Origin of the sequence: Streptomyces sp. BBFR25 (assembly GCF_044590125.1) — a bacterium.
In the GTDB taxonomy this organism is placed as follows: domain Bacteria; phylum Actinomycetota; class Actinomycetes; order Streptomycetales; family Streptomycetaceae; genus Streptomyces; species Streptomyces canus_D.
On sequence record NZ_CP172447.1, the window covers coordinates 7,115,097 to 7,126,418 of the forward strand.

Annotated in this window: 10 protein-coding genes; 8 read left to right on the forward strand and 2 right to left on the reverse strand. The window is 72.6% G+C overall.

What is annotated here, in order from left to right:
• Nucleotides 1–22: 22 nt before the first annotated feature.
• Nucleotides 23–226: a cold-shock protein gene (locus ACGH52_RS31955; RefSeq protein ID WP_023586105.1), complete on the reverse strand. Its 204-nt coding sequence runs from the start codon at nt 224–226 to the stop codon at nt 23–25.
• Nucleotides 227–1,156: 930 nt separating this feature from the next.
• Here ACGH52_RS31955 and ACGH52_RS31960 point away from each other — a divergent pair.
• Both ACGH52_RS31960 and ACGH52_RS31965 read left to right on the forward strand, forming a co-directional pair.
• Nucleotides 1,157–3,028 carry a gamma-glutamyltransferase family protein gene (locus tag ACGH52_RS31960; RefSeq protein WP_399944382.1) on the forward strand — a complete coding sequence of 624 codons (1,872 nt, stop codon included), beginning with the start codon at nt 1,157–1,159 and terminating at the stop codon, nt 3,026–3,028.
• A gap of 105 nt (nt 3,029–3,133) precedes the next feature.
• Nucleotides 3,134–3,979, forward strand: coding sequence for an inositol monophosphatase family protein (locus ACGH52_RS31965; RefSeq protein ID WP_121703410.1), 846 nt, complete (start codon nt 3,134–3,136; stop codon nt 3,977–3,979).
• Between the two features lie 37 nt (nt 3,980–4,016).
• Here the strand turns inward: ACGH52_RS31965 and ACGH52_RS31970 are convergent, their stop codons facing one another.
• On the reverse strand, nt 4,017–4,697 hold the full coding sequence (locus ACGH52_RS31970; RefSeq protein WP_076977164.1) for an NAD(P)H oxidoreductase: 681 nt from the start codon (nt 4,695–4,697) through the stop codon (nt 4,017–4,019).
• A gap of 113 nt (nt 4,698–4,810) precedes the next feature.
• On the opposite strand from ACGH52_RS31970, the gene ACGH52_RS31975 reads away from it, so the two are divergent.
• The 6 genes from ACGH52_RS31975 (at nt 4,811) to ACGH52_RS32000 (ending at nt 11,319) form a co-directional block, all read left to right on the forward strand.
• A complete protein-coding gene (locus tag ACGH52_RS31975; RefSeq protein ID WP_076977165.1) occupies nt 4,811–5,740 on the forward strand; it encodes an AraC family transcriptional regulator in 930 nt (309 codons plus the stop codon).
• Between the two features lie 142 nt (nt 5,741–5,882).
• Entirely contained in the window at nt 5,883–7,292 is a 1,410-nt protein-coding gene (locus ACGH52_RS31980) for a phytoene desaturase family protein (protein ID WP_399944387.1), read from the forward strand.
• Entirely contained in the window at nt 7,289–7,798 is a 510-nt protein-coding gene (locus ACGH52_RS31985) for an O-acetyl-ADP-ribose deacetylase (RefSeq protein WP_076977167.1), read from the forward strand. Before ACGH52_RS31980 ends, ACGH52_RS31985 begins: the two co-directional genes overlap by 4 nt.
• Before the next feature lie 112 nt (nt 7,799–7,910).
• A complete protein-coding gene (locus ACGH52_RS31990; protein WP_399944390.1) occupies nt 7,911–8,570 on the forward strand; it encodes a hypothetical protein in 660 nt (219 codons plus the stop codon).
• 119 nt (nt 8,571–8,689) lie between these two features.
• A complete protein-coding gene (locus ACGH52_RS31995; RefSeq protein ID WP_399944393.1) occupies nt 8,690–10,318 on the forward strand; it encodes an ABC transporter substrate-binding protein in 1,629 nt (542 codons plus the stop codon).
• Nucleotides 10,319–10,350: 32 nt separating this feature from the next.
• Nucleotides 10,351–11,319: an ABC transporter permease gene (locus ACGH52_RS32000; RefSeq protein ID WP_076977170.1), complete on the forward strand. Its 969-nt coding sequence runs from the start codon at nt 10,351–10,353 to the stop codon at nt 11,317–11,319.
• Nucleotides 11,320–11,322 lie beyond the last annotated feature (3 nt).

The window sequence follows — 11,322 nt, forward strand, 5'->3', positions numbered from 1 at the left end:
TACAAGTGTGTGACAGTCAGCGTCAGGCGGGAACGATGTTCTCGGCCGTCGGGCCCTTCTGGCCCTGCGCGATGTCGAAGCTCACCTTCTGGCCCTCAAGCAGCTCGCGGAAGCCTTGGGCGGCGATGTTCGAGTAGTGGGCGAACACGTCAGCGCCGCCACCGTCCTGCTCGATGAAGCCGAAGCCCTTTTCCGCGTTGAACCACTTCACGGTACCAGCAGCCATGTCATTTCTCCTTTGGGGCAGTGCATACGGGATCCGCACCGTGCGAACCCCGTGTCGCCGCGATGATCACCCCGTCCGGAAAAAGACCGGAGATACAAAAGCGCTTCCAGGGGCATAGAGCCGACCGGAGCACTTGAAGTTTCGGGAACCACAACTGCAACTGACACCGACAGTAGCACGCCACAGCAGCCACTGCGCGGTGAAGAACGCCACGCTGCTTATTGCGGCAGAGAATCTATCCGCATGCTCCTTTGAAATCTGAACCCCCGGCCACAGATATTGACCCACCCGCGCGACGCCATATTATGCGTGCCGCGCCTGTATGATCCGGCCCCCGCACACGTTCAGGTTCAAACAGTCCTCGCCCATCCCGCTGCACGCTTCGAGCCAGTTGCCGCTGTCGGACTGGTTGGAGACGACGCCCTTGCCCCCTGATGCGGTCGGAGCCTTGGGTGGGGTGGCGGTCCTGACATGTCCTTCCGGCGCGGTTCGGGTGAGGTGCGAGGGTGTGGCGGCTGATTGCTCGCCGTCGCGGTCTCCCATCCCCCGGGACCTGACAAATCGCCCGGCCGAGGAGCGGTCACCCGATGGTCGCCAGGTGACACCACGCCGCTCCCGTCATTCGCCATCCGCGGCTGCTACGAGCCCGCCCCGGGCGGCATTCCGCTGCCCCTCCGCCGGTGACCCTTCCGAGTAACCGGACCACGCCTGCGCGCCCAATCGTCGGCGTGGACGTCGACGACCATCACTCCCGACTACTACGCCCACTTCGTGCCGGAGGCGGGGAAGACGGGGCGCAGGGCGATCGATAGCCTTCTGGGGGAGCGGGGGGAGGAGGCCGCGGCGCAAACTCCCCAGATTCTCCCCAGGACGCGTCCTGAGTGCCCATCAGTCGGGCCGCGACACGTAAACAGCGAGGTGAGAGGCGCTATGTTCACGACTCGTCCCACCCTCCAGGGCACCTTCGGCATGGTGTCCTCCACCCACTGGCTGGCCTCGCAGTCCGCCATGGCCGTGCTGGAGGACGGGGGCAACGCCTACGACGCCGCCGTGGCCGGAGCCTTCGTGCTGCACGTCGTCGAACCGCACCTCAACGGACCCGCCGGAGAGGTTCCGATCCTGCTCGCGCCGGCGGGCGGCGAGGTGCGGGTGCTGTGCGGGCAGGGCGTGGCACCGGCCGGGGCCACGGTCGCGCACTACCGGGGGCTCGGACTCGACCTGGTGCCCGGCACCGGACCGCTCGCCGCGGCCGTGCCCGGAGCCTTCGACGCCTGGCTGCTCCTGCTGCGCGACCACGGCACCAGGTCACTGGCCGACGTGCTGAAGTACGCCATCGGCTACGCGGAGCACGGGCACGCGCCCGTGGAGCGCGTCACGGAGACCGTGCAGACCGTCCGGGAGCTGTTCGAGACGGAGTGGACCTCCTCCGCCGAGGTCTACCTGCCGGACGGCCGCCCGCCCCGCCCCGGCGAGCTGCTGCGCAACCCGGCCCTCGCCGCCACCTGGAAGCGGCTGCTGGCCGAGGCGTCCGACGCGGCGGACCCGAAGGCGGGCCGGGAGGTGAGCCAGGAGGTGAGCCGGGAGGCGGAGATCGACGCGGCGCGGGAGATCTGGCGCTCCGGGTTCATCGCCGAGGCCCTCGTCCGGCAGGCCGGGCGGCCCACCCTGGACACCAGCGGCGCACGCCACACCGGCACCCTGACCGCCGCCGACCTCGCCGGCTGGTCCGCCCACTACGAGGCCCCGGCGACGTACGACTGGAACGGCTGGACCCTGTGCAAGGCCGGCCCCTGGAGCCAGGGCCCCGTGCTGCTCCAGCAGTTGGCGCTGCTCCCGCCCGAACTGCCCGCCTACGGCTGCGCCGACTACGTCCACCTGCTGGTCGAGGGCTGCAAGCTGGCCATGGCCGACCGGGAGGCCTGGTACGGCGACGCGGACGGCGCGGACCGGGTGCCGCTGGACGACCTGCTGTCGCCCGAGTACAACGCGGTCCGGCGGCAACTCGTCGACGGCAAGGCGTCCTTCGAACTGCGGCCCGGCGCCCCGGGCGGGCGCACCCCGCGGCTCAGCGCGCACGCCCTCGTCGCGGCCGTGGAGGGGGAGGGCCTCGACGCCCTCGGGGTCGGCGAGCCGACGGTCGCCAAGAGTCCGACGTCCCCGGTGCCGGGGGAGCCGGACGTCGCCGCCGACGGAGGGACCCGCGGCGACACCTGCCACCTGGACATCGTGGACCGCTGGGGCAACATGATCTCGGCCACGCCCAGCGGCGGCTGGCTCCAGTCCAACCCCGTCGTGCCCGAACTGGGCTTCCCGCTCGGTACCCGGCTCCAGATGACCTGGCTGGAGGAGGGCCTGCCCAACTCGCTCACGCCGGGCCGCCGCCCGCGTACCACGCTCACGCCGTCCATCGCCCTGCGCGACGGGGTGCCGGTCCTGGCCTTCGGCACCCCCGGCGGCGACCAGCAGGACCAGTGGCAGACGCACTTCTTCCTGGCGGTCGCGCTGCGGGAACGGGTGCGCGGCGGTCTCGACCTCCAGGGCGCCGTCGACGCCCCGAACTGGCACACCGACAGCTTCCCCGGCTCCTTCTTCCCGCGCGGCATGCGGGCGGGCTCCGTCACCGTGGAGTCCCGGATGCCGGCGGAGGTCGTCGAGGAGCTGCGGCGGCGCGGGCACGACGTGACGGTGGGCGAGGCGTGGTCGGAGGGCCGGCTGTGCGCCGTCGCGCGGGACCCGGAGACCGGCGTGCTGTCGGCGGCGGCGAACCCGCGCGGCATGCAGGGGTACGCGGTCGGCCGCTGACGCCCACCGGCCCCCGCTGACGCCCACGCCGGGTGTTCGTCGCGATTCCACCCGGAGTACACCACCCGGGTGGGGATTGTCAGTGGCGCGTGCTCTCATGGAGTCATGATCGAGAACAACGAAACCATCGACGAGTTTCTCGCCCGGCACACCGACGACGTGGAGGAGGCCGTCCGCAAGGCGGCCGCGCAGGAGATCATGCCGCGCTGGCGCCGGCTCGCGGCACACGAGGTCGACCAGAAGGCCGGCCCGCACGACCTGGTGACGGACGCCGACCGCAAGGCCGAGCTGTACCTCACCGAGGTCCTGGCCCGCCTGCTGCCGGGCTCGGTGGTGGTCGGCGAGGAGGCGGTGCACGCGAACCCGGCGTCGTACGGGGCGATACGCGGCGAGGCGCCGGTGTGGATCGTCGACCCGGTCGACGGCACCCGGCAGTTCGTGCGCGGCGAGGAGGGCTTCTGCACGCTGGTCGCGCTCGCCCACCGCGGGACCGTGCACGCCTCCTGGACCTACGCCCCCGCCGACGACCGGCTCGCCACGGCCGTACGGGGCCGGGGCGCCTTCCTGGACGGCGAGCGGCTGTACGCGGGGCCGCCCGAGCCCGGCCGCGAGCTGCGGGTGGCCACGTCCCACCCGGACTACACGACCGAGGAGCAGAAGCGCGACCTGCTCGCCCTGCGCACCCCGGGCGTGGCCCCCCGCCCCTGCGGCTCGGCCGGCCTGGAGTACCTGGCCGTCGCCCGCGGCGAGTCCGACGCCACCGCCTTCTCCTGGGAAGCGGCGTGGGACCACGCGGCCGGTCTCCTCCTGGTCGAGGAGGCGGGCGGCACCCACCTGACCCGCACCGGCGAGCCCTTCCGCATCACGGGGGGCAACGAACTACCGTTCACCGCCGCCCGCGACGCGGCCACGGCCCGCCGGGTGGTGGCCCTGCTGGCGGGGGAGGCCTGATCCCCGGCGCTGCCGCCCGCGCCGGCCCCCGGCGCCGTCAGGCCGTCACCCCCTCCTCGGCGAGGAACTTCTCCACGAACTCCCGCGCACGGCGGTCGAAGTCCGCGTACTGCGCCTCCCGCTCGGCCCCCGCGACCGCGTCGCCGACCAGCAGATTGCCCGCCGCGTCCACGCGCTGCGGGCGCTCCTCGGCGTCGGTGAGCAGGCCGACGGCCGAGTGGGCGAAGCCGCAGTAGTAGGCGATGCCCTCGCTGAGGTTGGCCTCCAGGAGGGCGTGCATCCCCTCGGTGACCGGATCGTCGGCGGTGGCACCGGCCAGGCCCAGCCACAGCATCCGCTTGCCCGCGAGGCGCGGCTTGCTGCGGCCGTAGGCGAAGCCGTAGTTCCACACGCGGTCGATCCAGCCCTTGAGGAGGGCGGGCACACTCTGCCAGTACACCGGGAAGACGGCGACGATCACATCGGCGTCCAGGACGCGCCGCATATGGGCCCGCGCCTCCTGTGAGTACGCCTTCTCCCGGTCGCCCCAGTCCGGCTGGTCCTCCGTGTTCATCCGCGGGTCGAAGCCCTCGGCGTGCAGGTCGAGCAGGTCGACGCGGTATCCGGCGGCCTCCAGCCGGTCGGCGCTGCGGCGGGCGGTGTGGGCGGTGAGGGAGTCGGCGCGGTGGTGCGCGACGACCACGAGGGCGGTCCTGGCCTGGCTGCTGGGCTGTGTCACGGGGTCTCCCGGCTGGTCTCGGTCCGTTGCGACGCGTCCAGTACAGCCGCGGCCGAGTAGATGATCCATGGGAGAAAGTCTGGGAAACATGTGAGATCGTCTACGGTGGCGGTATGGATCCCTTGACGTCACTGCTGAGCGGCATCCGGGCCGAGGGCTCGGTCGTCAGCCACGCCGTCCTGACGGCGCCCTGGTCCGTCCGCTTCACCGACGGTGCGCCGCTCACCATGGTCAGCGTGCTGCGCGGCGGCGGCACCCTGCTGCTGCCCGACGGCACCCGGCGGGCGGTCGGCGCGGGCGACACGGCCATCGTGCGCGGCCCGGCGCCGTTCCTGCTCGCGGACCGGCCCACCACGCCCGACCGCCCGCACGCCGAGTACGAGATCGCGTGCTTCACGGACGCCGAGTGCACCGCCGAGGAACTCGGCGGCATCCGCTGGGGCGCCGACCCCGAGGGGGCGACCGCGCTGGTCGTGGGCGCCTACCGCGCCTCGGGCCACCGCCACGAGCGGCTCCTGCGCGCCCTGCCGCCCCTTCTGGTCGTCAGCGAGGACGCCGAGGTCTGCGCCTGGCTGGAGACGGCCGCCGCCGACGCCGCCCGGCTCTCGGCCGGTTCCCAGGCGCTCATGGACCGGCTCCTCGACTGGGCCCTGGTGTGCACGCTGCGCACCTGGTTCGACCGGGCGGGCGCCGACGCGCCCAGCTGGTACCGCGGTCTGGACGACCCGGTGCTCGCCCCCGCGCTGCGGGCCTTCCACGGCCGGCCCGACCGGTCCTGGACGGTGGCGTCGCTCGCCGGTCAAGCGGGCGTCTCGCGGGCGCTGTTCGCCAAGCGCTTCACCGAGCTGATGGGCCGCCCGCCGCTCGCCTACCTCACCGAATGCCGGATGGCCGACGCCGAGGCGCTGCTGACCGACACCGACCTCAGCATCGCCCAGGTCGCCAGGTCCGTCGGCTATGCCGACGCCTTCGGCTTCAGCGCCGCCTTCAAACGCCACAAGGGCATCAGCCCCAGCACGTTCCGCGCCGCGGCGGCCGCCTGACCTCTGGGCCGTCCGTGCGCCGAACGCCGGTAGGGCACCGGGCCCGCGGCCCCGCCCACCCGCGACCGCGCGCTGTCGGACCCCGGGCATATCCTGATCCCCAGTGGCCATCGGCAGACGAAGGGGTCCGAAGGTGCCGTCGATGCTCGATGCGGTCGTAGTGGGTGCGGGGCCGAACGGACTGACCGCAGCCGTGGAGCTGGCCCGCCGCGGCTTCTCGGTCGCCGTGTTCGAGGCGCAGGGCACCGTGGGCGGCGGCGCGCGCACGGAGGAGCTGACCCTGCCCGGCTTCCGGCACGACCCGTGCTCGGCCGCGCACCCGCTCGGCATCAATTCCCCGGCCTTCCGCGACCTGCCCCTTCAGCGGTACGGCCTCGAGTGGCTGCACCCCGGGCTGCCCATGGCGCACCCCTTCCCCGACGGCTCGGCCGCCGTGCTGTCCCGCTCGGTCGGCGAGACGGCCGCGTCCTTCGGGCCGCGCGACGCCGGTGCGTACCGCAGGCTGGTCGAGCGCTTCCTGCCCAGGTGGGACAACCTGGCCCGGGACTTCATGTCCCTGCCGCTGACCGCGCTGCCCCGCGACCCGGTCACCCTCGCCCGCTTCGGACTGGTCGGCCTGCCCCCGTCGACGTGGCTGATGCGCCGCTTCGGCGACGAGAAGGCCAAGACCCTCTTCGCCGGGCTCGTCGCGCACGTCATGGCCCCGCTCGGCGGCTTCGCGACCGGCGCCATAGGCCTGGTCTTCGCGCTGGCCGCACACGCCCGCGGCTGGCCCGTGGCCCGCGGCGGCTCCCAGTCCATCTCGGACGCCCTTGCCGCCTACCTGAAGGACCTCGGCGGCACGGTGCACACCGACTACGAGGTCAAGCGCCTGGACGACCTGCCGCCCGCGCGGGCGTACGTCTTCGACACCTCGCCCACGGCCCTGGCCCGCATCGCCGGACTCGGCAACCACTACGCGAACTACCGGTACGGCCCCGGCGTCTTCAAGATCGACTACGCGCTGGACGGCCCGGTCCCCTGGACGGCCGAGGCACCGCGGAGTGCGGGCACCGTGCAGATCGGCGCCGACAGCGCGGAGATCGGCGCCGCCCTGGACGCCGCCTCCGGCACGGACCGCGCCCCCGAGCGGCCGTTCCTCATCACCGTGCAGCCCAGCGTCGTGGACCCCACCCGCGCCCCGGAGGGCAAGCACGTCTTCTGGGCGTACGGCCACGTCCCCAACGGCTGGACCGGCGACCTCACCGACGCCATGGAGCGCCAACTGGAGCGCTTCGCCCCCGGCTTCCGCGACCGCGTCCTCGCCCGCGCCACCGCCGGCCCGCCCGAACTCGCCGTCCGCAACGCCAACTACGTCGGCGGCGACATCGCCTCCGGCGCGGTCTCCGGCCTGCAACTCCTGCTGCGCCCCAAGCTGTCCCTGTTCCCGTACTCCACCCCGCACCCGGCCGTCTTCATCTGCTCCTCGGCCACCCCGCCCGGCCCCGGCGTCCACGGCATGTCGGGCCACAACGCGGCGAAGGCCGTCTGGCGGCGGCTGAGGCAGACATGACCGACATCACCCTCGTCCAGGGCGACATCACCCGCGAGAGCGCCGACGCGATCGTCAACGCCGCCAACTCCTCCCTCCTCGGCGGAGGCGGCGTCGACGGCGCCATCCACCGGCGCGGCGGCCCCGCGATCCTGGCGGAGTGCCGCGCACTGCGCGCGGGGCACCTCGGCAAGGGCCTGCCCACCGGCCGTGCGGTCGCCACCACCGCGGGCGACCTGGACGCGCGCTGGGTGATCCACACGGTCGGCCCCGTGCACAGCGCCACCGAGGACCGCTCCGGCCTCCTCGCCTCCTGCTACCGCGAATCCCTGCGCACCGCCGACGAGTTGGGCGCCCGCACGGTCGCCTTCCCCGCCATCTCCACCGGCGTCTACCACTGGCCCCTGGACGACGCGGCCCGCATCGCCGTCGAGACGGTACGGGCCACGCGGACAGCGGTCACCGAGGTCCGCTTCGTCCTCTTCGACGCCCGGGCCTACGAGGCGTTCGCGGCGCGGGTGGGCTGAGCACCGCGCACATCCTCGCGGCGGCGTTCGGGCGGATTGTTCAGCAGGCCGCTCCAGCACGCCGAACAATCCCGCGCGGGGTAGTTTCGCGGCGACCGAGAGGAGCCGCACCGTGGGGTGGATCAAGGACAGGCTGTTCCGTCGCAAGACAGCCGGCACCGGGGCCGTCGGCCTCTGCGACTGTTGCAACGACCCGCTCGAGCGCACGCACGCCTACTACCTCCCGACGCGGGCGATCGTGCTGTCCCAGGCCTACTGGGAATCGGCCTTCTCGCTGACCAAGGGCATGGTCGACTTGCTCAGCGAGCAGGAGCAGTTGCGGTATTTCGGCGAACTCCTGCACGTCACGGCGAGCCAGCGCCATGCGTGGAGCATCTGCGAGGACTGCGGCGAGTTCTTCGTCTTCGACCGCGACAAGGCGCGGGACCACGCGGTTCACGGCTCCCGGCCCGCCGGGAACGGTGCGGTGGACCCGTCCGGTGGTGTGCTGTTCGCCGCCGCGGCCTGGGAGCACGTCTTCGGGCGCTGGCCGGCCAACGTGACACCGCATGCCGTCGTCGGCACCTGCGACCTGTGCGGGAGGAACGTACATTCTCAGGCCCCGTCCTACACCGTTGCCCACACGCGCATGGCGGACTTCCTCGCCGCGGGAGTCGTCGACAGCGGTTCGGTGTCCGCGGCCGCCCCCGGAAAGGACGACTGGGAGATGTGCCAGCCCTGCACGGCTCGGCTCGCCGCCCGTTGCCACCGAGCGGGCATCGGCTCCGTGTGAGGCGTACCCGGGCCCTCGAGTCCGCGAGCCGTCGCCGCAGCGCGCTCTCCCACCCGGCTTGACGCTTTATTGCAAGTGATGTGCAATAGCCCCGCATCGACAACAAGCGTGGGGGAGACATGACAGCCCGTCGGACCCGTTGGACCCGTCGGACCGATCGGAGACTTCCGATACGGAGTGCCGCAGCCGCGGTGGCGTTCGCCGCCGGTGCGACCGCCTGCTCCGCGCCCTCCGACTCGGGCGGGGACGGCGACGCCGAGGCGGCCGAGTCCGTCGTGATCGGGGTCGCCTCGGAGCCGGACACCCTCAGCCCGCTGCTCGGCTACGGCAAGGACGGAAACTCCAAGATCTTCGACGGGCTGCTCGCCCGTGACACCGACCTGAAGCTGAAGCCCGCGCTCGCCACCGCGCTGCCGAAGGTCACCGACGGCGGCCGGACGTACACGTACACCCTGCGCGACGGCGTGAAGTTCAGCGACGGCGAACCGCTGACCGCCCAGGACGTGGTGTACACCTACCGCACCGTCCTCGACGAGAAGACCAACAACACCGCCCGCAGTGAACTCGACGCCGTCAAGGGCGTCCGCGCGAGCGGGGACGACACCGTCGTCTTCACGCTCAAGTACCCCTACACGCCCTTCGCCGCCCGCACCGTCCTGCCCATCGTCCCCGAGCACATCGCGGGCGGACAGGACCCCAACACCGGCGACTTCAACACCAAACCGGTCGGCACCGGACCCTACGTGCTCACCAGCTGGAGCAAGGGCGAGAAGCTCGGCTTCAAGGCCAACCCGCACTACTGGGGCGACAAGCCCGCGGTGAAGTCGTTCACCATGGCCGTCATCGCCGACGACAACGTACGCGCCACCCGGCTGCGCTCCGGCGACCTCGACGGCGCCGTCCTGCCGCCCAACCTCGCCGCCACCTTCGAGAAGGACGACGGCAGGCGGACCTACCGGGCCAGGTCCTACGACTTCCGGGCCGTCACCCTGCCCACATCCGGCAAGGTCACCGGTGACCGCGCGATCCGCAGGGCCCTGGACGCCGCCGTGGACCGGCAGGCCATGGTCGACAAGATCCTCGACGGCGCGGGCCGGCCGGCGTACGGACCGCTGCCCGTCGACGACCCCTGGTACGAGAGCGGCATCGAGCGCCCCCACGACCTCGCCGGGGCGAAGCGCCTCCTGGACGAGGCCGGCTGGAAGACCGGCTCCGGCGGCATCCGCGCCAAGGACGGACAGCGCGCCTCCTTCACCCTCTACTACCCCTCCGGCGACAAGGTCCGCCAGGACCACGCGCTCGCCTACGCCTCCGACGCCAAGAAGGCCGGCATCGAGGTGAAGGTCGAGGGCGCCACCTGGGAGGTCATCGAGCCGCGGATGAAGTCGGACGCGGTCCTCGCGGGCTTCGGCAGCGTCGGCGACCCCGACTTCGGCCTCTACACCCTGCTGCACTCCGCACTCGCCGGCGACGGCTTCAACAACATGGCCCACTACGACAACCCGGCCGTGGACGAGGCACTCGACAGCGGGCGCCGCAGCCAGGACCCGAAGGTGCGCGCCGCCGCCTACGAGAAGATCCAGCAGGCCCTCGTGGCGGACCCCGGCTACACCTTCCTCACCCACATCGACCACCTCTACGTCCTCGCCGACCGCTGGGACGGGCTGACCACCCAACTGGAGCCGCACGAGCACGGCTTCGCCAGCGGGCCCTGGTGGAACATCCAGGACTGGCAGCCGAAGAAGTGATCCGCCCCGCCCGACGACTGCCCTGGGGCGCGATGGCACGGCTGGCGGGACGGCGCGCGCTGTTCGCCGTCCCCGTCGTCCTCGTCGTCACCTTCGGCGTGTTCGCGATCGCCGCCGCCTCGCCCTTCGACCCGGTCAAGGCGTACGCCGGCACCGCCGCGCTCGGCGCCGACCAGGAGACCCTGGACCGGCTGCGCGAGAACCTCGGGGTGGACGAGTCCTTCGTCGTCCGCTGGTGGCACTGGCTGACCTCCGCGCTCACCGGCGACCTCGGCCACTCCAGCGTGCTGCGGCAGCCGGTGACGCAGGTCATCGGGGAGCGGCTCGCCTGGTCCGCGCTGCTGTGCGCCGTCGCCTTCGCCGTGGCCGTGGCCCTCGGCACGCTCCTCGGCGTGCTGGCCGCCCGCCGACCCGGCTCGATGCTGGACCGGGCGGTCACCTCCCTCGCGTACACCCTGGAGGCGGCGCCGGTCTTCTGGATCGCGCTGCTCGCCGTGTGGCTGTTCGCCCTCCAGTGGGACGTGCTGCCCGCCGGCGGTCTGACCGACACCGCCAGCGAACAGGTCACCCCGGGGCAGGTCGCGGGGCACATCGTGCTGCCCGCCGGTGTCCTCGCCGTCTCCCAACTGCCCTGGTTCACCCTGTACGTGCGGCAGGGCGTCGCCGACGCCCTCGCGGAGGACCCGGTGCGCGGCGCGCGGGCCCGCGGCCTGGGGGAGGGCACCGTCCTGCTCGGACACGCCCTGCGCTCGGGGCTGCTGCCCGTGCTCACCCTGATCGGCTCCCGCGTTCCCGAACTCATCACCGGCGCCCTGCTGGTGGAGAGCGTCTTCAGCTGGCCGGGCATCGCCGCCGCCACCGTCGAGGCCGCCACGGCCGTGGACTTCCCGCTGCTCGCCGCTCTGACCACCCTCGCCACCGCCGCCGTACTCGCCGGGAACCTGCTGGCCGACCTGCTCTACGGACTCTTCGACCCGAGGGTGAAGCTCAGTGAGATGTGAAGT

Bases quoted from the DNA above. Each gene is read 5' to 3' on its own strand.
- ACGH52_RS31955 (WP_023586105.1), bottom strand. From the start codon at position 226: ATGGCTGCTGGTACCGTGAAGTGGTTCAACGCGGAAAAGGGCTTCGGC.
- ACGH52_RS31960 (WP_399944382.1), top strand. From the start codon at position 1,157: ATGTTCACGACTCGTCCCACCCTCCAGGGCACCTTCGGCATGGTGTCC.
- ACGH52_RS31965 (WP_121703410.1), top strand. From the start codon at position 3,134: ATGATCGAGAACAACGAAACCATCGACGAGTTTCTCGCCCGGCACACC.
- ACGH52_RS31975 (WP_076977165.1), top strand. From the start codon at position 4,811: ATGGATCCCTTGACGTCACTGCTGAGCGGCATCCGGGCCGAGGGCTCG.
- ACGH52_RS31980 (WP_399944387.1), top strand. From the start codon at position 5,883: ATGCTCGATGCGGTCGTAGTGGGTGCGGGGCCGAACGGACTGACCGCA.
- ACGH52_RS31985 (WP_076977167.1), top strand. From the start codon at position 7,289: ATGACCGACATCACCCTCGTCCAGGGCGACATCACCCGCGAGAGCGCC.
- ACGH52_RS31995 (WP_399944393.1), top strand. From the start codon at position 8,690: ATGACAGCCCGTCGGACCCGTTGGACCCGTCGGACCGATCGGAGACTT.
- ACGH52_RS32000 (WP_076977170.1), top strand. From the start codon at position 10,351: ATGGCACGGCTGGCGGGACGGCGCGCGCTGTTCGCCGTCCCCGTCGTC.